Consider the following 19,555-nt stretch of genomic DNA (forward strand, 5'->3'; position numbering starts at 1 on the left):
GTGCAACTGACGGTATGGACCTATGAAGGGCCACCCCACGTGGGCGCCATGCGTGTGGCCACCGGCATGGAACGTCTGCACTATGTCCTGCATGCCCCCCAGGGGGATACCTATGCGGACCTGCTATTCACCATGATCGAGCGGCGCAATCAGCGCCCCCCCGTGACCTACACCACATTCCAGGCTCGCGATCTGGGTCAGGATACGGCGGAGCTGTTTCGCCACACTGCCATTGAGGCCTACGAGCGCTTCAAGCCTCAGGCCTTGCTGGTGGGCTCGTCCTGCACGGCCGAACTCATCCAGGACGACCCGGGCGGTCTGTCCCAGACTCTCGGCCTGCCGGTGCCGGCCATCCCCCTGGAACTGCCCTCCTATTCACGCAAGGAAAACTGGGGCGCCTCCGAAACCTTTTATCAGCTGGTGCGCTCACTGGCTGGCAATGCTGAAGCCCGCCCCGCAGATGAGGCCGCTTCCCGTCGCCCCCGGTGCAACCTGCTGGGCCCCACGGCCCTGGGCTTTCGCCACCGGGACGACATCCAGGAAATCACCCAGCTACTGGACAGCCTGGGCATTGACGTTCACGTGACCGCCCCCATGGGTTCCACTCCGGCCGATATCGCCCGCCTGGGTGAAGCCGACTTCAACGTGGTGCTGTACCCGGAAATCGCCCAGACCGCCGCCAAATGGCTTGAGCGAACCTTCAAGCAGCCCTACACACGCGTGATCCCCATCGGCGTGGGCGCCACCCGGGAATTCATTCAGGAAGTCGCCGGGATCGCCCAGGTGGATCCTGGCCCTGCCCTGGAAAATGCCCAGTCGCGCCTGCCCTGGTATTCCCGCTCGGTGGACTCCAACTACCTGACCGGAAAGCGTGTCTTCATCTTCGGCGATGCGACCCACGCCGTCGCCGCCGCCCGTGTGGCCACTGAAGAGTTCGGTTTCAAGGTGGTGGGCCTTGGCACCTACAGCCGCGAGTTCGCCCGCGAGGTACGTGAGGCGGCCAAGCTCTACGATGTAACGCCGCTCATTACCGACGACTATCTTGAAGTGGAAGCGCAAGTGGCAGAGTTGCAGCCTGAACTTGTGCTCGGCACCCAGATGGAGCGGCACATCTCCAAGCGCCTGGGCGTGGGCTGTGCCGTGATCTCGGCCCCGGTACACGTTCAGGACTTCCCGGCCCGCTACGCCCCGCAGATGGGATTTGGTGGCGCCAACGTCCTGTTCGACACCTGGGTCCATCCACTGATGATGGGCCTGGAGGAACACCTGCTGGGCATGTTCCGGGAAGACTTCGAATTCCACGCCGAGGCAGCCCCCTCGCACCTGGGCGGTACCGGCACCACCGAGCGCCGCGTCGCGGCCGCTCCAGCGGAAGTACAACCGGAAGCCGTGACGACCGACGCCGCCCCCGAACCCGCGCAGGACGGTGAGCCCGTGTGGTCAGCTGATGCCGAGAAGGAGCTTCGCAAGATCCCCTTCTTCGTGCGCGGCAAGGCCCGCCGCAACACCGAACGCTTTGCCAAGGAAAAGGGTCTCCACGAGATCTCCATCGACACGCTCTATGACGCCAAGGCCCACTTCGGGCGCTGACGCGTTAGCCAAGCCAACGGATTCCACTGATGCCAACGCCCTCTTATCAAAAACGCCGGGGTCAGCTCGAGACCTATTTCGACCGTACCGCGGTGGATGCCTGGAAAAAGCTGACCTCCGACACCCCCGTGGGGCGCGTACGTGCCACTGTGCGCGCCGGGCGTGAAGAGATGCGCCAGAACCTGCTGGACTGGCTGCCCGACGACCTCAGCGGCAAGTGGCTGCTAGACGCCGGTTGCGGAACCGGCATGCTCTCCGTGGCTGCCGCCCAGCGCGGCGCCCAGGTTGTGGCCATTGACCTGGCCGGCAATCTGGTGGACATGGCCCGTGAACGTGCCGAGGCAGAGGACCTGGGCGAAGGGCGAATCGACTTCCGCGTAGGCGATTTCCTCAGTCCTGAACTGGGTGAGTTCGACTATGTGGTGGCCATGGATTCCTTCATCCACTACAAGGCGCCCGACATTGTGGGCGTGCTGGCCGGCCTGACGAGCCGCACCCATGCTGCCATCCTGTTCACCTTCGCCCCACGCACCCCGGCCCTGTCGGTCATGCACGCCGTGGGCAAGCTGTTCCCCAAGAGCGACCGCTCCCCGGCCATTGAGCCGGTGGCCGAGAAAAAGCTGCTGCGCCTGATCGGGGAAGAGCCCTCCCTGGACGAGTGGCGTGCGGAGCGTACCCGGCGAATCTCTCGTGGCTTTTATACCTCGCAAGCCCTTGAACTCAAGCGAGGGGCTCCGGCCTGATCCACCCTGTTCACGGCCTTTGACCGACGAAGCTGATCCAGATCATGCTCAAGCCAGCTCACACCAACACCCTGACGGTTTGTCTGGCATTATCTCAAAGTAGCGCTCCAGAGCTGGTGTGTGCCCGTATGGTCACCCAAGGTATGGAGCGTTTGGGAAAGCAAGATTTTTCGGGTCGAGGGGGCCTATAGACCCGGAAATTGGCGATGTTGTGGTCTAAAATCTAGTGAAATTGATGTTGTTTGTATCACCCAACGCCTTCGGGCCGCCCATGCATGGCGGGGGCGTCACCCGAAAGCAATCTTGATCGAGGTTCGGTCCAGCCAAATCACCCGGCTAACCCACCCGAAACTTGGAGGAAAAGCAATGCCAACCGGTGCCATTACTGAATATATGGACGTCGCGCAGGTCACCCTGTACGTCTTCTGGCTGTTCTTCGCAGGTCTAATCTGGTATCTACATCGGGAGAACAAGCGGGAAGGTTACCCGCTGGAGTCCGACCGCTCCCCCCACATTACCGTGCAAGGTTATCCGGCTGCCCCGGGTCCCAAGGAATACCCCACCATGGACGGCGGTTCCTTCATCATTGCCAACGGCAACCCCGATACCCGTGACATCAATGCCAAGCCGGCCTGGCCCTTCCCCGGCGCCCCTCTGGATCCCACTGGCAACCCCATGATCGACGGCGTGGGTCCCTCCTCCTGGGCCAACCGTGCCGATGAGCCTGACGTAACCATGAACGGCGAGGCCCGCATCGTGCCCATGCGCATCACCAAGCATGGCTTCGGGATCTCCAAGAAGGATCCCGATCCCCGCGGCATGACCGTGTTCGCCGCCGACGACAAGCCCGCCGGCACCGTTCGCGACGTGTGGGTGGACCGCTCCGAGGCCATGCCCCGCTACCTGGAAGTGGAAGTCAAGGGTAGCTCCCGCCGTATCCTGGTGCCCATGTTCCTCTCCAAGGTGACCCGCGCCAAGTATGCCGATCCCAAGCTGCCCATGGATCAGCGCCTGAAGGACGGCCGCCCCTATGAGGTTCGTGTGGCTTCCGTGATGGCCAAGCACTTCGCCGATGCCCCTTCCACGAAGAGCATGGAGAGCGTGACGCGTCTGGAAGAAGACCGCATCATGGCCTACTTCGGTGGTGGCCATTTCTATGCATCCCCGGAGCGTAGGGAACCCCTGCTGTGAGTCACGACGACCACGCCGCTGAACCGATACGTGGTCTGCCTGAGCTCCCCCCTTCGGGGGAGCGCATCTTGTGGCAAGGTGCTCCTCATTGGAGCACCTTCGCCATTCGGGCATTTCACGTCAGAAAGGTCATTCTCTATCTGGCCATCCTGATCGGCCTGCGAGCCATCTTTACCTATGGTGAAACGCAGTCCCTCGTGACGGCCCTCGCTTCCACCAGCTTCCTGCTCACCCTGTCCGTGACTGCCGTCGGCCTGTTGTTGCTGTTGGCCTGGCTCACGGCGAGAGCCTCGGTCTACACCATCACCAATCAGCGCATTGTCATACGATTTGGCGTGGCACTGCAGATGAGTGTAAACCTGCCCTATTCCGTGATTGAGTCTGCCTCGGCCAAGCTCTACAAGGACGGCACAGGTGATATTCCGCTGACGCTCATTCCGCCGGAGCGCGTGTCCTACATCATCCTCTGGCCGCATGTGAAACCCTGGCGCTGGATGGCTCCACAGCCCATGCTGCGCGGAGTGCCCAATGCCCGGCGCGTGGCGGATATCCTCGCCAAGGCCATGGCCGAAGATCAGAAGAACCGTGCCGAAAACCCGGATCAGGCCGAAGCAGCTGACACGGCATCCGCACCCCAGACCCACCGACAAGCCGCCGGTGAAACTGCCTGATGACTGACTCCAACGGCTCCTCCCGTTCCCCGCGCCGATTCCTGTTTCCAGGAATCGGCGTTATTCTCCTGGCCATCGCCTTCGGCGTGTACTATCTGGCCAGCAGCGCCGTCTCCCCTCCGGCTTCGACGGAACCCGCGACAACAGCGGAACCCGCCGAGCAGGATCTGACGGTTGTGCAATCCGTGCGCTTGAAGCCCCGGGAGAAGCCCGGCGGCTACATGGAAATCGTCGACGCCGACACCAACCAGGTGCTCAAGCTCATCGAACCCAGTGGCGGTGGTTTCATGCGCACCGTCCTGCGCATCATTGCCCTGGACCGTCGGCATCTGGATGACCATGAAGATCTACCCTTCCTGCTGACCCGTTGGTCGGATGGTGGTCTGAGCCTTGAAGATCCCGTGACCGGCAACCGCTACAAGCTCAACGCGTTTGGCTCCACCAACGCCGCTGCTTTTGCAGAGCTACTTGATTCGGCTCAAGATTCCTGAGCCTTCTCCTTAGCAGCGCCTCGCGGGACTCGCCACCGGTATCCAAAAGACGGTAAAGTTTCGCCCATCGACTCAGGCCGCAGTCGAACCCAGTTCCCCGGGATCCCATGCGTGCCGGGAAAATGAGGAGAATTCAGCGATGAACGGCACCGTGGCAAGCGCTTTGCCCCACCCACTACCCACGACAACGCCCGCCCGGGTGTCCATAACCTGTGCACGGTGAGGGGCCGGTGATTCAATACGGTCTGCCTATCCTCTACGTGATATTCCTCTGGTGGTTCAGCACCGGAGCCATCATCTATCTGGACGGACTGCCACAACGGACCTACCGCTGGAGCATGCTGGGCGCCTCGGTGCTCGCGGGCATCGCGCTTTACGCCCTGGCCTTGACCGCCCATCAGGAAACACTGTTTGGGGCCTATGTGGCCTTCACAGGCGCCATCATCCTCTGGGGTTGGGTGGAAATGAGTTTCCTCATGGGCATGATCACCGGCTCCAGGCGCAGTCGTTGCCCTGAAGGTGCCCTGGGCTGGCGACGATTCATCTACGCCGTTCAGGCCATCCTCTACCATGAATTCGCCCTTATCATCGCAGCCCTGGCCATCGTGCTGGTCACCTGGGGGGGCGCCAACATGGTGGGGCTGTACACCTTCCTCATCCTGTGGGTGATGCGAACCAGCACCAAGCTCAACGTATTCCTGGGTGTTCGCAACCTCAATGAAGAGTGGTTGCCCGATCATCTGCGCTATCTGGAAAGCTATTTCCGCAAGAAGCCCATGAACCTGCTGTTTCCGATCTCGGTCACCGCATCCACCATCGTCGCGGTATTGATCGTGCAGACGGCCATGGACCCATCTGCCACCACTCATCAGGTGGCGGGCGCGACCTTCCTGGCGATACTCATGATCCTCGCGATCCTGGAACACTGGTTCCTGGTGTTGCCCCTGCCCTCCCAGGCTCTATGGAATTGGGCGCTGCGCTCGCGCCAACCCGATGAGGCCCATTTCAGGCCCATCTACCCAACCATCAAGGCGGCCAACGACCCGGACAAGAATTCCCCCTCGCCGGGCCTGACCGTCAGTCCCAGTCGCCTTCGTTACTGACTGCACACCATGACCGAACACAACCCAACCGTGGCCCGGATCGGGCCGAACTCCATCACTCGCATGGCCCAGGCGCTGCGCCACCAGCACGATGAGCCGTTGACGACACGCATCTTCGAGGCTGCAGGGCTCACCGATCATCTGACGCACCCGCCCACCACCATGGTGGACGAGCGCGACGTGACGGCCCTGCATCGGGCGCTGCGAGAAGCACTCTCCCCGGAGCAGGCGGCCGCCGTATCCTTGGAGGCAGGTCACCTCACCGGCGACTACCTGCTGGCCAACCGCATTCCCAAACCGGTGCAGTCCATCCTGAAACTCCTCCCTGCTGGCCCGTCCAGTCGCATACTGCTCAAAGCCATCGAGCGCAATGCCTGGACCTTCACCGGCAGCGGCCAGTTCCAGGTCAACCATCGCCCCAACCTCACGCTGACCATCACCAATAGCCCCCTGTGCCGAGATGCGCAGTCCGCGCACCCGGTCTGCGATTACTACGCGGGCACCTTCCAGCGTCTGTTCCAGGTGCTGGTGCATCCCGAAACCCGGGTAACGGAAACACAATGCGCCGCAGCAGGCGCCGCCCACTGCGTATTCGAGGTACGTTGGCGATGAAGTTCCCCACGGCCTGACAGGAATCCATCATGCATCGCGCTCTCCAGCCTGTTGTTTGTACCGCCTTGATGACCCTGGCCATTGCCCTTCCCGCCCAGGCCGGACAAATCACCCAGGTGACCGTCTACCCGGATCGGGCCGGCATCATCATGGAAAAGGAACTGACCCTGGAGGCGGGAGAAGGCGTGGTCAGCATCGATGGGTTGCCCGCCCGGCTGGATGTGAACACCGTTCGCGTGCGGGCCAGCGGGCCACAGGGCATGCGGCTGGGGGCCCTGGAAACCCGAACCATCCCGGGACGGGATCTCGCTCATCCACGTGAGCAGGCGCTCACAGAGCAACTCCAGGAACTGGAGGATGAAAAGCGCCACATCGACGATCGGATTCGTGCCCATCAGGTGCAGATGCGCCTGATTGAGCAACTGGGTACGCATCCCGAGGCCCTGCCAGACGCTGGTGAATGGCCAAAGGCCTGGGGGCGGGTGGGCGAAGGGGCCTTGAGCGTTCTCGACGCCATCCATCAACAGGAACGGGCCCGCCGCACCCTGGAAGCCGAGATTCAGCGTGTGCGCCGCGAGCTTGAGCAACTTCAAAGTGGCCGACGCGACAGCCTCCAGGCACGCATTCACTATCACAGCCCCGAGGCGGCCAGTGCCACGGTCACCCTGGAATACACCGTCCGCGACGCCCGCTGGACTCCGCTCTACGAGGCCCGCCTGGACACCGATACCCAGGAACTGCGCCTGATCCAGCGTGCCGAGGTGCGTCAGAACACCGGCCAGGACTGGTCGGACATCCCCTTGTACCTGTCCACGGCCCAGCCTCGACTGGGGGGGCATCTGCCGCTACCTCCTCCCTGGTACCTGGATGTCCCCAGGCCCGCACCCACCACGACACGACTCTCAAGGTCGTTGCCGGAAGCGGCCCTGGCGGCCGAAGCCGACACGGCACAACTGGAGGGCACGACCTTCACGGCCCGTTATCGGGTGCCCGGCCGCGTGAACATCGCCTCGGATAACCAGCCTCATCGCCACAACCTGGGTGAAGAGGTCATGGAAGCCCGGCTTTCGGTGCGCGCCGCGCCCCGAATGGCGCCGCGTGCCTACCTGTTTGCCGAAAGCGTATTCGAGGGTGAGACGCCGCTGCTACCGGGTCCACTGACCCTGTTTCAGGATGGCGCACTGGTGGGGCAGCATCAGCTCGCTGGGCTGCGCCCGAACAGTGAATTGGAGATGGCTTTCGGCGTGGACGAGCGCATCGGCATTGATTACCGGATGGAGCGTGACGAAAAGGGTCAGGAAGGCCGCCTTCGGCGTCAGAACAGGCTGCAACGCAGTTACTTGATGACACTTCACAACAGTCATGGCCGCGATGTGGAGATGACCATTCTTGACCGTCTGCCAGTCTCCCGCGACGAGCGCATCACGGTCACCCTGGCCGAAGACGCCAGTGAACCCTCGGAACGGGACATGAATGACGACCGTGGCCTGCTGGCCTGGCACCGCACCGTCGAAGCGGGCGAGGAGCTCACCCTGCGCTTCTCCTACACAGTGACCTGGCCCGACGACATGGACACACCCACAGCCCTGCGTTGAACGTCCGTCTCCCCAGCAGCGAGCTGAACCGCTCCGGATCGCGCCATCAAGGCACACTGCAACCCGGCTAATCCCGCCCGTATAACTCCACCAGGCGGCGCAGATCGGAGGCGAGTTCCTGCGGCACATCCTCCCACTGGAAACGCCACGCCCAATTGTCTGACGTGGTCCCGGGCACGTTCATGCGATGTGATCCGTCCAGCGCCAGGGCGTCCTGCATGGGCACCACCGCCAGGCGGGCCACAGAGGCCAGAGCACTGCGGATCAGCGGCCAGGGCATGGGCTCTGACGGGTGCCCCAGATAGTCCAGCACATGATGTTGCAGGCTCTCGTCACAGGTCTCGAACCACCCCAGGGTGGTGTCATTGTCATGGGTGCCGGTATAAACCACCGAATTGGCAACATGCTGATGGGGCAGATAGGGGTTTGTCGCCCCGCCCTCGAAGGCGAAATGCAGGATCTTCATCCCCGGCAGACCGTTATCGTCCCGCAGGGCCTCCACCTGATCGGTGATCACCCCCAGATCCTCGGCCACCAGAGGCAAGCTGCCAAAGTGCTCCCGCAGGCGCTCGAACAACGCCTTGCCCGGCGCCACGGTCCAATGCCCGTTCATGGCAGTATCGTCCTCGACCGGGATGGACCAGTAGGACTCGAAGCCACGGAAATGGTCGATTCGGATCAAATCCACCATTTCCAGCGCAGCACCGATGCGTTCTATCCACCAGGCGAAACCCTCCTCCCGCATGCGTTCCCAGTCGTAATGAGGGTTGCCCCAGCGCTGGCCCGTGGCAGAGAAATAATCCGGTGGCACACCGGCCACGTGAACCGGTCGCCCTTGATCATCCAGATCGAAGAGCTCGCGATGGGCCCACACATCCGCGCTGTCGTGGGCCACAAAGATGGGCATATCGCCGAACAGCAGGATACCCCGGTGGTTGGCGTGCTGTTTGACCGCCGCCCATTGCAGATAGAACAAAAACTGCTCGAAACGATACTGCGCCAGGCTGTCCGCCAGGCGCTCCCGCGCCCCGGCCATGGCTTCGGGCTCCCGGTCGCGCAGCGCCGGCGCCCAGTCCCACCAGGGGGCCAGGTCGTGCTCACGCTTGAGGGCCAGATACAGGACATAGTCCTCCAGCCAGAAGGCATGTTGCGCCCTGAAATCCTCGAAGGCCTGACGATCATCGCCGTTGGCCCCATCCATGAACCCTTCGTGGGCCTTGCGCAGAGTCACGGAGTTGAAGGGATCCAGCGCCCCTTGCTCATCCGGCAGGGCATCATCCACCAACCAGCCACGCGCTTTCAGATCGGCCAGGCAGATCAACTGGGTGCTGCCGGCATGCACCGACATGCACTGGTAAGGTGAGCCGCCCTCATGGGGCTGATTCAGGGGCAGCACCTGCCAGACGGTGACGCCGGCAGAGGCCAGGAAGTCGACGAAACGGTGGGCCTGTGACCCCAGCGCGCCCTGTCGACCTGATCCGGGAAGGGAGGTGGGATGGAGCAGGATGCCGGCACGACGCCGGTCCAGCGTGGATGATGCTTGGGCGCTGTGTTCTGCCACAGTTCCTCCGTCCTGTGCGTGGGATTCCGGGTCTTCGGCGAACTGACGGGCTCACCCGTCAGTTTTTTGTCCTTGCCGCATCACGCCCCCGGCGGCGGGTTCGCCACTGCCCCGGCTGAGCACGTGCGACAACTCCTCTGGCGGGGCCTCTCCCAGCAAACGGTAGAGGTGAACCAGGTGTTGGCGATACAGGCGTTCAAACAGGCTGACGGTGCCCGCCGGATTGTAGTCGCCAAACCACCAGCACCAGTCCGACCCCTCGCATACCGCCAGTTGCCGGGTGGCTGCCTCCACTTGCGCCTCCGTCAGCCGCCCTTGGGCCATCACCCGATCAAAACACTGCTTGGCCTGAATGAGCATTTCCCAGCCTCGATTCTTGTCCCGGGAACCGACCCAGGTATCGAAGTTGCCATACACCCAGCTCCCTGCCACCACATGCTTCAACGACTCCCGCGGACTCACGTTGAGACAATCGGCGAATGTGGCGAGTTCGATGTCGGGGTGTTCCGCAAGCCGACGGTACAGAGCGGAGAGGAAGTAGTAACCATTGGCCGGGTAATACTCCCAGGCATTTTCACCATCCAGAATCACCGTGACCAGGGCGCCGCGCCCCTGGCTGCCATGGACACGGTTCCAGCGTTGACCGATGCCCTCCAGATGATGCACGAAATCCCCCACGGCGTCGTCACCGTGCCAGTCGGTATAACGAAACCCAATGGAATCCGAAAGACCATCGTCGCGGAAGAACAGGGACAGTTCACGGTCCTGAAAACGGTAGGGCTGGTACAGCCAGTCACGGTCCTCGGGCAGCTCCTCGTCCCGCCCCTGCCTGAGGGAATGGGTGAGCACCCCCTCCCCCGACGCAGACCAGCGGATACCCGCCTCGTCCAGTAAAGCCAGCGTCGCATCGCTGACGCTGCCCTCGGACGGCCAGCAGCCGGCCGGCCGCCGCCCAAAATGCCGCTCGAAGCTCTCCAGCCCCTGTTGCAGATGCCACTGCACCCGCGCACGGCCATCAGGATACTGGCCGCTTAGGGGTAATTCCGCCGATGGCGCCGCTTCGTGAGCCGATGCCATGTCCAGCATCAGCGGCATGATGGGATGAGCATAAGGGCTGAAGGACAGTTCCACCCGACCCGAGTCCGCCAGACGGCGATACCGATCCAGGAGGCCACCCAGCAGTTCATCGATCACCTCCAGGAGCAGCCGGCGCTGCGACGGCGTGAAATCCCGCCCCTGTTCCATCAGGGGCTTGATCCGTGGATCGGTACGGCGCACCGTCTCGCCCAGCCAGACCAGGTGATACCAGGTGACCAGATCAAAGAAGAAGTGATCCCCCTGATAGGACACATAGTCGGGGTGCTGCTTGAGCCAGGACACCATGTCCGCCAGCAGGCGGTAGGGGCCGAACGGCTCGATCAGACGCTGACGATTGGCACGTGTACAAGCCTCTGCCAGGTTGAGTCGCTGGGAGGGTTCATGGGGTGGCCGATCGGCCACCAGCAGGGCCAGTACCGGGTCATGGATCTCGCCCTCGCCCTTGAGAAAGGCACTTACCTGGCCGGCGTAGTCCTCGATCTGATCCAGGAGGATCGGGGCAAAGTTCACTACCGCCCGCGCGCCCGGCTCCGCCTCCAGGTGCGCCGCCATATCCACGTAATCCTTGATGGCGTGCAGATACGTCCAGGGCAGTGCGTATTCACCGGTATGGCCGTCCAGGTACTGGGGCTGATGCATGTGCCAGCACAGTACCACCCGTAACGGCGGATGGACCGCGTTCGGCTGATCAGACGCCATGATGAGGCATGTTGCCGAGCATATCCGGTGTCACCACCGTCACACCGCCATCAGATACGTAGAAGCGTTTGGCATCCTGCTCGCGATCCCGTCCGATGACCATGCCCTCGGGAATCCGGCATCCCTTGTCGATCACGGCCTTGTGAACCACACAGTTACGACCGATATCCACATCGGGAAGAATGACCGAATCGGTCACCTGGGCATGGGAGTTCACGGTGACGTTGGAGAACAGCAGGGAGTGCCGCACCAGCGATCCGGAGATGATGCAGCCCCCGGACACCATGGAGTCCACGGCCATGCCACGGCGGTCCTCGTCATCAAACACGAACTTGGCCGGGGGCAGTTGTTCCTGGTAGGTCCAGATGGGCCAGTCCATGTCGTAGAGGTTGAGCTCCGGGGTCACCCCGATCAGCTCAAGATTGGCCCTCCAGTAGGAATCGATGGTACCCACGTCCCGCCAATAGGCCTGCGTGCCCGTCTGCACGTCGCGGAACGGGTAGGCCATCACCCGGCTGGACTCGAGCACCTTGGGGATGATGTCCTTGCCGAAGTCGTGACTGGAACCGGGCGTGTCGGAATCGGCCACCAGTTGCTGGAAGAGGAAGTCCTTGTTGAACACATAGATGCCCATGGAGGCAAGCGCCTTGTCCGTCTTGCCGGGGACGGACCTTGGGTGATCGGGCTTCTCGTCGAAGCGCTCCACACGGCCATCGGCATCCACGGCCATGACACCGAATCCCCGGGCCATTTCCAGGTCCACTTCCAGGCAACCCACGGTCATGTCGGCACCGGACTCCACGTGGTAGGCGATCATGTCTCCGTAATCCATCTTGTAGATGTGATCACCGGCCAGGATGAGCACATAGCTGGGGTCGTGGTCACGGATGATGTCCAGATTCTGAAACACCGCATCGGCCGTGCCCTTGTACCAGGAGGTCTCGATGCGCTGCTGGGCCGGCCAAAGCTCGATGAACTCACCAAACTCGCCGCGCAGAAAGCTCCAGCCCCGCTGCACATGCTGGATCAGGGAGTGGGCCTTGTACTGGGTGATCACGCCCACCTGGCGAATGCCCGAGTTGATACAGTTGGAGAGCGGGAAATCGATGATCCGGAACTTGCCCCCAAAGGGCACCGCTGGCTTGGCCCGCCACATGGTCAACTGCTTGAGGCGAGAGCCACGCCCTCCTGCCAGGATGAGTGCCAGGGTATCTCGGGTGATGCGGCTGACGAAGCGTTGGGATTGTGGTTTCATACCTGCCTTCTGTGACCCGGGTGTGTGGAGGACGTGGCCCCTGGAGCATGTTAAGGTTTTTTCCGCCGGGCTGCATCCGACCGGTACATCGCGTCCCCATGCCATCATGGTACGCGATCGTTTCGATTCTATTACATTTTCCGGCCGCCACATCAAGGCAGGCCCAACCGCCGAACCAGGACGGGAACCCACATGCGTGCAACCAACCGTGAAGACCTTCAACGCATCCTGGACGCCAGACACCATGACCCGTTCAGTCTGCTGGGTAGTCACGTGGAACAGGAGCAGCGAGTCGTGCGTGCCTACCTGCCCCACGCCACCCAGGCCCGCATCGACGAGCTGGATGACCCCATGGAAAAGGTCCACGACCGGGGAATCTTCGAGTGGCGTGGCCCCCTGGATGCCCTGCCAGGCCATTATCGCATCCGCTGGAACGACGGTCATGGCCATGAACACGTTGGCTACGACCCCTACAGCTTCGGACCCGTCGTGTCGGATTTCGATATCCACCTGTTCAACGAAGGCCGGCACTGGCATGCCTATCGCTTCCTGGGGGCGCATGCCCACGAGGTGGACGGCATCCAGGGCGTGCGCTTCGCCGTGTGGGCCCCCTCCGCCGAACGCGTTTCCGTGGTGGGCGACTTCAATCGCTGGGATGGCCGCTGCCATACCATGCGGGTGCGCGGGGGCAGTGGCGTGTGGGAGTTCTTCATCCCCGGCCTTGAACCCGGAACCCTGTACAAGTACGAGATCCGCAACCGGGATACCGGGGCCACCCAGGTAAAGACCGATCCCTACGGGCAGCGTTTCGAGTTGCGCCCACAGACCGCCGCCGTGGTCCATGACCCCGAACCATTCTCCTGGTCCGACGAGGCATGGCTGAAACAGCGCGCCGGTGATGCCTGGCTGCACCGTCCCATGTCCATCTATGAGGTACATCTGGGCTCCTGGCGTCTTGGTGAGGATGGCAACTTCCTCAACTATCGTGAGCTGGCCCGCACGCTGGTGCCCTATGTGAAGGAAATGGGCTTCACCCACATCGAACTACTGCCAGTCACCGAACACCCCTTCGATGGCTCCTGGGGCTACCAGACCACTGGCTATTACGCCCCCACCAGCCGCTTTGGAAGCCCCGATGACTTCAGGGATTTCGTCAACCACTGTCACGAAAATGGCATTGGCGTGCTACTGGACTGGGCTCCAGGACATTTCCCCAAGGATGCCCACGCCCTGGCCCGGTTCGATGGCAGCGCCTTGTACGAGCATGAAGACCCGCGCATGGGCGAGCACCGTGATTGGGGTACGCTGATCTTCAACTACGGGCGTAACGAGGTACGCAACTTCCTCGTCTCCAGCGCCATGTACTGGGTGGAGGAGTTCCACATCGATGGCCTGCGGGTGGACGCTGTGGCTTCCATGCTCTATCTGAACTACTCCCGGGAAGAAGGCGAATGGGTGCCCAACAAGTTTGGAGGGCAGGAAAACCTGGACGCCATCGAGTTCCTCCGGGACCTCAACAGCAGCGTGCAAGGCAACCATCCGGGTGCCCTGATCATGGCCGAGGAGTCCACCTCCTGGCCCCAGGTGACACGCCCCACCTGGCTCGGGGGCCTGGGCTTCTCACTCAAGTGGAACATGGGGTGGATGAACGACACCCTGGAGTACTTCAAGAAGGACCCCATCCACCGCCATTACCATCACGACCAGCTCACCTTTGGCCTGCTGTACGCCTTTACCGAAAACTTCGTGCTGCCCTTCTCCCACGACGAAGTCGTGCACGGCAAGCGCTCCCTGCTCTACCGCATGCCGGGAGATGAGTGGCAGCGCTTCGCCAATCTGCGCCTTCTGTACACCCTCATGTGGTCCTACCCGGGCAAGAAACTGCTGTTCATGGGCTGCGAATACGGTCAGGGCAATGAGTGGGACGATGCCAAGGAACTGGAATGGTATCTATTGCAGTTCCCCTTCCACTCGGGCGTGAAGCAACTGGTGGCCGATCTCAACGCCCTCTACGCCCGTGAGAAGGCTCTGCATCACTTTGATTTCGAATGGCAGGGCTTTGAATGGATCGACTGTCACGATGCCGCCCAATCGGTGCTCAGCTTTATCCGCAAGGGGGAAGACAAGGACGATTTCATCCTTGCGACCCTCAACTTCACCCCCGCCCCCCGAGAGGGCTACCGCATTGGCGTGCCCGCCCCGGGGAGATATCGGGAGATCTTCAACTCCGACTCGCACTTCTACTGCGGCAGCAACCTGGGCAACCTGGAGGTCGAGGCCGAAGATCTGCCCTGGATGGGCCGCCCCTACTCCGTGGTGCTCACCCTGCCGCCGCTGGCAGGCATCCTGCTCAAACCGGTTTCCACCTGAGCGTCGCCTCTGGCGAACACCCCTCGCGCTGGCCTATACTCAACGTGCACGGGGCGGTAGCTCAGTTGGGAGAGCGCAGCAATCGCACTGCTGAGGTCGTGGGTTCGACTCCCATCCGCTCCACCAGAAAAAACAAAAAAGCCCTTCTTATTCAGTAACTTATAGAAGGGCTTTTTTCGTTTCCCTCAGTTCACCTATCCTACCGAACATGCGCATGTGAACGGCCCAGAGCCGAGTGATGCTCCCCCCATCGGCCTGTTCAGCGAGCCTCCTGATGCTTTACTACTTCGACCTGATGGGTGTGGCTGTGTTTGCGGCCAGTGGTGTGCTCGCCGCGCGGGACCGGAATCTGGATATCTTCGGGTTGATCATGGTCGCCACCCTGACGGCCATCGGAGGCGGCACCATCCGCGATCTGCTCCTGGACCGGCATCCGATCTTCTGGGTGGTGGATCCCTGGTATCTGGTGGTCATCATGGCTTCGGCCGTCACCACCATCCTGTACCTGAAGTGGCGCCCCCCACCCGGGACGCTTTTCCTCGTGGCCGACACCCTGGGATTGGCGTTGTTCGCCCTATCCGGTGCCACGCTGGCCCTGGCCGCCGGACATTCTCCCCTCATCGTCATCATCATGGGGGTGATGACAGGCACCATGGGAGGCATGTTGCGGGACGTCATCACGGCTCGCGTACCCCTGATCCTGCAAAAGGAGATCTATGCCACCGCCGCCCTGTGTGGCGTGGTGGTTTACCTGCTGGCGATGGCCGCTGGCATCAACGACCTCATGGCCTTCGGTGCAGGTTTTGCCACCGTAGTGGCGCTGCGCCTCATTGCCATCCGTTGGGGCATCAACCTGCCGGTCATCCGTGTTTAGAGGAGATGCGTACCTTTTGGTACCGGCCATACGGCCGTCAATCGGATGTGACGATGCAGTTTCTTCCGGCACGCTTTGCGGCATAGAGGCGTGCGTCGGCTCGTGCCAGCAGTGGTTCCAGCAGCGGCTCCGTGCCAGGCTCGCCGATGTCCGCAATTCCGGCACTGAAGGTGACCTTCAGGCCCTCGCCAGCCACTTCGAATCCGTCCGCGTTCATCTGCTCCAGAAAACGTTCCAGCATGGATGCTGCCGTGGGCAGATCCACGTCGCTGACGGCGACGATGAATTCCTCACCGCCGTAACGGCCCACGAGGTCATAGGGACGCACGGACGCCTTCAATCGTTGCGCGAACCCGCGCAACACCGTATCACCGCCACCGTGTCCGAGAGTGTCGTTGATCGTCTTGAAGTGGTCCAGATCGATGATTGCCACGCACAACCCCGTATGTTCACGCGCGGCCTTGATCAGCATGTCATTCAGGCAGTTGAAGATGTGGCGACGGTTGAAGATGCCCGTGAGTTGATCGTGGATGGACACCTCGTAAAGCGCTTTCTCCGCATGCTTGCGGTCCGTGATATCGATCACGAGACCCTCGATGATGGGGGTTCCTGAACTGTCCCGACCGATGGGCACCCCCTGGTCGAATACCCAGCGTTCCTTATGATCACGGGTGCGGATCCGGTACTCCACGCTGACCGGCTGCCACGACTCGGTCGCACCGCTCCAGGCCTGCCAGACGACCTCCACGTCCTCAGGATGAATCAGCGACGCATAGCGGATGGCGGATTCACCGGTGAGGTCGGAGGGCTGCCAGCCAGTCAGTGACTTCACGCCCTCTGATACGAACTCCATGGTCCAGTCCCGATCCAGGAGCCCTCGGTAGGCCATCCCCGGCAGGTTGGCCAGCAATACCGATTTACTCCGTTCGCTCTCCGCAAGTGCGGCGTTCAGCCGCCGCAGACGCAGGTTCCAGTAACTGGTCAGCATGAGCAGGATCCCCGCCACCACGACCAATCTCATCAGAATCCCATAATCGAAGGCCTGGACGACGGTGATGTTCACGTGTCGGTTGACGATTTCCTCGCGTTCACGATGGCTGATCGTGGCGATGGCCCGGTCGAGGATGTCGCGCAGCATGGCGTGCTCTTTCAGCACGCCCATCCGAAGGTGATTGGTATAGTGTTCGGGGGCCTGCCCGGCGATCTTGAGGTTGAACAGGCCCTCCTTGCGAATCGTGTAGGCTGCAACGGTGAGTGGGCGCAGGGCCATGTCGGCAGAACGGTTGGCAACGGCCTGGAAGACATCGTTCTCGCGCTCCACATGCACGATGTGCAGATTGGGAAAATCCCGCTGAACCCGCTCCTCAAGTGAGGTGCCCACCGGGAATGCGATGCTCTCATCGGTAAGGCCGGTGGCGTCGAAGATGAAGGGGTGCTCCTCGCGGGTGATGAACACACTCGGGTCCACCAGCAGGGGCTCGGTAAAGACCAGCCAGTCTTCCCGGTCCGGAGTCTGGTTGAGGAACGGGAGAATCAGCACATTCCCTGCCCGGGATTCCTCGAGAATCACACCCCAGTCTCCGGGGAAAACATAGGTAAACTCGATCCCGAGCCGCTCCTGCACCAGATCCAGGAGGTCGGCCGCAATGCCGGTAAAGTCACCGTCCTCGTCCACGTATTCGTAGGGAACCCAGTCGGGGTCCGGAGCCACCGTGATCGGTCCGATCGATTGGATGTACGCCTGTTCCTCCGGAGTGAGCGGCACCATTGGCACCGGCGTTAACTGATCATCCTCCACGTGGCCACTCCCATCTCCAGCGGGTGCGACATAGGCGGGAGGCAAGGACGCGGGTGCCCACATCCAGACACCGAGGGCGAGCAACAGCAACAGCGAGACGATGGTCAGCAGGACCGCGAGATCCGGTCGGGGCCAACGGGAACGATGGTGATGAACAGGTCTCGGGATCCGGGTGGGTACTTCAGGCATCGCCTCGCCATCTGGTTAATGACCCGGATGGTCCGTACGCGGCATGTGTCATCTGCTCTTGCCGTCGCACGGACCCATGGGCGCAATCCGCTTACAAACCGTAATGATAGGACGGCGCGGCCACCGCCGTGAACTATGTGCCGATGGGTTTCGGCTCATCTCCTGAGTCTCCAGCGGCGCGCACCAGCAACCATAGAGCGACGGCAAGGCACAAGCTACCCGATGCAGTGATCACCTGTTCCAGCCACTGCATGGCCAGCGTATCCGCCCCGGCCATGGCAATGGGTTGCAACGCGAAGACCACCAGCACATTCACCAGCAGAAGGCCGATCACACCCCATTGCCGCGCCTGCCAACCACGCCGGATGAGCAGCGCCATCAGGCCCAGATTACCCAAGGTGGTGAGCAGCATGAACGGCAGAAACCACCCCCGGGTGATCTCCAGCCCCCAGGTGCGGACGCCGGCCACCATGCAGGCCAGCGCAATGCCCACCAGCCCCCAACCCAGAACCACGTACTTCCGGGGGGCCATGTCCACCCGGCGAAACACGGCCCAGGCGATGGCCGCCAGCAGGATGAAACCCGGCCCGATCAACAGGAACAGGGCGTTGGAGAGCCAGACCACGTCCTGCCCCGTGAGGGTTGCCAGCAGTTTCCAGATGGCCTTGGAGAGACCGCCGGCCACCACCAGGGCGGCCCCAACCATGGCCCATCCCCTCAGGTCGGAACGCAGATGACCGAGCAGATGCACCAGAAAACCCAATCCCACTGCCGTCAGCAGGACAGGGAGGAAATTGAACAACGCCAGGGGCAAGGTGAACTGATCCATGGCGGGTATTTCGCCATATTATTGGCGGAGCCTCCAGGGCTGTTTTGCCAAAGAGACGCTCCAGGCCCCTCGCCCCTACTCCGAATGCCCCCCTGCCCTGCCGGGGCGAATTGCCGCTCTCCCCTCAAGGGGAGGCCCCCGGTCGAGTGTGCGGGATACATGCCCGCAGGTCGGATGAGTGTCACACGTCCTGCTGATGGCCTTTCCCGGGCAGCGCGCAGAAGCCGTGCTCCTCGGCGCCCAGCGCGGCATTGAACTTCGCGCTCATGTTCTGAAAACCGATCCAGGCGGTCAGCGCCGTGATCTCGTCCTCGCTGAATTCGTTGCGGAGCCGGTCGATGGCGTCGCTTTCGATGTCGGCGCAGGTCAGGGTCACCGCCTCTGCCCAGCCAAGCGCCGCCCGTTCGCGAGCGGAAAACAATTCACTGTCGCGCCACTGCGCCACGTCCTTCGCCTTCGATTCCTCCCCGCGCGCCTTCAGGAAATTGTGCGCGTTGAGATCCACGCAGAACCCACAGCCGTTGAGCTGGGCGATGCGGATCGAGACCAGGGAACGCAATGCCGTGTCTACCGGATAGGACCGGCGCTGAAACATCGACAACAGCACCAGCATACCGAGAAAGGTGCCAGGCAGACGGCCCCATAGCCAGGACGGGGCCAGCACGGCGCCATAGACCCGCCGCTGACGGCCCAGAAACCAGCGAATGAACCAGGGATAAGCCGAAAGCGGCTTGGGGTCGATACGAGACATGTGGCTCACCGGATGGAGGGCTGAATATCGACATTGTGACCGACCGGGCGGCGGCAGCCTATCCCTGGCGGATCGATACGGGGATGGTGAAGCAAGCCGCAGCACCCTGCAACAGGGGGCTGCGGATTTTGCGGG

16 protein-coding genes and 1 tRNA gene are annotated in these 19,555 nt (G+C 62.2%); 11 read left to right on the forward strand and 6 right to left on the reverse strand.

Features of this window, described 5'->3' with window-relative positions:
* From bchB to ECTHA_RS0107055, 8 genes are all read left to right on the forward strand, one after another.
* Window positions 1-1,590, forward strand: a complete 1,590-nt coding sequence (gene bchB / locus ECTHA_RS0107020) for a ferredoxin:protochlorophyllide reductase (ATP-dependent) subunit B (protein WP_025281581.1) — start codon at window positions 1-3, stop codon at window positions 1,588-1,590.
* Between the two features lie 29 nt (window positions 1,591-1,619).
* Entirely contained in the window at window positions 1,620-2,333 is a 714-nt protein-coding gene (gene bchM / locus ECTHA_RS0107025) for a magnesium protoporphyrin IX methyltransferase (RefSeq protein WP_025281580.1), read from the forward strand.
* Between the two features lie 366 nt (window positions 2,334-2,699).
* A complete protein-coding gene (puhA, locus tag ECTHA_RS0107030; protein WP_025281579.1) occupies window positions 2,700-3,524 on the forward strand; it encodes a photosynthetic reaction center subunit H in 825 nt (274 codons plus the stop codon).
* Complete coding sequence (gene puhB, locus ECTHA_RS17415) at window positions 3,521-4,195, forward strand: photosynthetic complex putative assembly protein PuhB (protein WP_025281578.1); 675 nt, start codon at window positions 3,521-3,523, stop codon at window positions 4,193-4,195. The genes puhA and puhB overlap by 4 nt, the downstream gene beginning before the upstream one ends.
* Window positions 4,195-4,686 carry a photosynthetic complex assembly protein PuhC gene (puhC, locus tag ECTHA_RS17420; protein ID WP_025281577.1) on the forward strand — a complete coding sequence of 164 codons (492 nt, stop codon included), beginning with the start codon at window positions 4,195-4,197 and terminating at the stop codon, window positions 4,684-4,686. Before puhB ends, puhC begins: the two co-directional genes overlap by 1 nt.
* 230 nt (window positions 4,687-4,916) lie before the next feature.
* Complete coding sequence (gene puhE, locus ECTHA_RS0107045) at window positions 4,917-5,789, forward strand: putative photosynthetic complex assembly protein PuhE (RefSeq protein WP_025281576.1); 873 nt, start codon at window positions 4,917-4,919, stop codon at window positions 5,787-5,789.
* A gap of 9 nt (window positions 5,790-5,798) precedes the next feature.
* Window positions 5,799-6,401, forward strand: a complete 603-nt coding sequence (gene bchJ / locus ECTHA_RS0107050) for a bacteriochlorophyll 4-vinyl reductase (protein WP_025281575.1) — start codon at window positions 5,799-5,801, stop codon at window positions 6,399-6,401.
* Window positions 6,402-6,430: 29 nt separating this feature from the next.
* A complete protein-coding gene (locus tag ECTHA_RS0107055) occupies window positions 6,431-7,996 on the forward strand; it encodes a mucoidy inhibitor MuiA family protein (protein WP_026623615.1) in 1,566 nt (521 codons plus the stop codon).
* Between the two features lie 67 nt (window positions 7,997-8,063).
* Here ECTHA_RS0107055 and malQ read toward each other — a convergent pair whose 3' ends face one another.
* From malQ to glgC, 3 genes are read right to left on the reverse strand one after another with little or no spacing between them, the layout of a single operon-like run.
* Window positions 8,064-9,557, reverse strand: coding sequence for a 4-alpha-glucanotransferase (malQ, locus tag ECTHA_RS0107060; RefSeq protein WP_025281574.1), 1,494 nt, complete (start codon window positions 9,555-9,557; stop codon window positions 8,064-8,066).
* A gap of 51 nt (window positions 9,558-9,608) precedes the next feature.
* Window positions 9,609-11,354, reverse strand: a complete 1,746-nt coding sequence (locus ECTHA_RS0107065) for a glycoside hydrolase family 57 protein (RefSeq protein ID WP_084306802.1) — start codon at window positions 11,352-11,354, stop codon at window positions 9,609-9,611.
* On the reverse strand, window positions 11,344-12,609 hold the full coding sequence (gene glgC, locus ECTHA_RS0107070; RefSeq protein WP_025281572.1) for a glucose-1-phosphate adenylyltransferase: 1,266 nt from the start codon (window positions 12,607-12,609) through the stop codon (window positions 11,344-11,346). The genes ECTHA_RS0107065 and glgC overlap by 11 nt, the downstream gene beginning before the upstream one ends.
* 192 nt (window positions 12,610-12,801) lie before the next feature.
* Here glgC and glgB point away from each other — a divergent pair, with 192 nt between their 5' ends.
* The 3 genes from glgB (at window position 12,802) to ECTHA_RS0107085 (ending at window position 15,853) form a co-directional block, all read left to right on the forward strand.
* A complete protein-coding gene (glgB, locus tag ECTHA_RS0107075; protein ID WP_025281571.1) occupies window positions 12,802-14,979 on the forward strand; it encodes a 1,4-alpha-glucan branching protein GlgB in 2,178 nt (725 codons plus the stop codon).
* Between the two features lie 50 nt (window positions 14,980-15,029).
* Window positions 15,030-15,105, forward strand: a tRNA-Ala gene (locus ECTHA_RS0107080).
* 148 nt (window positions 15,106-15,253) lie between these two features.
* The gene (locus tag ECTHA_RS0107085) at window positions 15,254-15,853 is read left to right on the forward strand and encodes a trimeric intracellular cation channel family protein (RefSeq protein ID WP_203225314.1); all 600 of its coding nucleotides are present in this window, start codon (window positions 15,254-15,256) and stop codon (window positions 15,851-15,853) included.
* A gap of 37 nt (window positions 15,854-15,890) precedes the next feature.
* On the opposite strand, the gene ECTHA_RS18955 is transcribed toward ECTHA_RS0107085, so the two are convergent.
* The 3 genes from ECTHA_RS18955 to ECTHA_RS0107100 all read right to left on the reverse strand — a co-directional run bounded on the left by ECTHA_RS18955 (window position 15,891) and on the right by ECTHA_RS0107100 (window position 19,420).
* Window positions 15,891-17,840 (reverse strand): diguanylate cyclase, encoded by a 1,950-nt coding sequence (locus ECTHA_RS18955; protein ID WP_084306804.1) that lies wholly within the window; start codon window positions 17,838-17,840, stop codon window positions 15,891-15,893.
* 133 nt (window positions 17,841-17,973) lie between these two features.
* Window positions 17,974-18,669: a hypothetical protein gene (locus ECTHA_RS17435; RefSeq protein WP_051582611.1), complete on the reverse strand. Its 696-nt coding sequence runs from the start codon at window positions 18,667-18,669 to the stop codon at window positions 17,974-17,976.
* Window positions 18,670-18,850: 181 nt separating this feature from the next.
* Window positions 18,851-19,420 (reverse strand): carboxymuconolactone decarboxylase family protein, encoded by a 570-nt coding sequence (locus ECTHA_RS0107100; RefSeq protein ID WP_025281567.1) that lies wholly within the window; start codon window positions 19,418-19,420, stop codon window positions 18,851-18,853.
* Between the last annotated feature and the right edge of the window lie 135 nt (window positions 19,421-19,555).

It is taken from the genome of Ectothiorhodospira haloalkaliphila ATCC 51935, from assembly GCF_000633935.1.
Taxonomy (GTDB): domain Bacteria; phylum Pseudomonadota; class Gammaproteobacteria; order Ectothiorhodospirales; family Ectothiorhodospiraceae; genus Ectothiorhodospira; species Ectothiorhodospira haloalkaliphila.

Excerpts from the sequence above, each read along its gene's own strand:
- bchM (WP_025281580.1), top strand. The coding sequence starts at position 1,620 with ATGCCAACGCCCTCTTATCAAAAACGCCGGGGTCAGCTCGAGACCTAT.
- puhA (WP_025281579.1), top strand. The coding sequence starts at position 2,700 with ATGCCAACCGGTGCCATTACTGAATATATGGACGTCGCGCAGGTCACC.
- puhC (WP_025281577.1), top strand. The coding sequence starts at position 4,195 with ATGACTGACTCCAACGGCTCCTCCCGTTCCCCGCGCCGATTCCTGTTT.
- bchJ (WP_025281575.1), top strand. The coding sequence starts at position 5,799 with ATGACCGAACACAACCCAACCGTGGCCCGGATCGGGCCGAACTCCATC.
- ECTHA_RS0107055 (WP_026623615.1), top strand. The coding sequence starts at position 6,431 with ATGCATCGCGCTCTCCAGCCTGTTGTTTGTACCGCCTTGATGACCCTG.
- ECTHA_RS0107065 (WP_084306802.1), bottom strand. The coding sequence starts at position 11,354 with ATGGCGTCTGATCAGCCGAACGCGGTCCATCCGCCGTTACGGGTGGTA.
- glgC (WP_025281572.1), bottom strand. The coding sequence starts at position 12,609 with ATGAAACCACAATCCCAACGCTTCGTCAGCCGCATCACCCGAGATACC.
- glgB (WP_025281571.1), top strand. The coding sequence starts at position 12,802 with ATGCGTGCAACCAACCGTGAAGACCTTCAACGCATCCTGGACGCCAGA.
- ECTHA_RS0107085 (WP_203225314.1), top strand. The coding sequence starts at position 15,254 with ATGCTTTACTACTTCGACCTGATGGGTGTGGCTGTGTTTGCGGCCAGT.
- ECTHA_RS18955 (WP_084306804.1), bottom strand. The coding sequence starts at position 17,840 with ATGCCTGAAGTACCCACCCGGATCCCGAGACCTGTTCATCACCATCGT.
- ECTHA_RS17435 (WP_051582611.1), bottom strand. The coding sequence starts at position 18,669 with ATGGATCAGTTCACCTTGCCCCTGGCGTTGTTCAATTTCCTCCCTGTC.
- ECTHA_RS0107100 (WP_025281567.1), bottom strand. The coding sequence starts at position 19,420 with ATGTCTCGTATCGACCCCAAGCCGCTTTCGGCTTATCCCTGGTTCATT.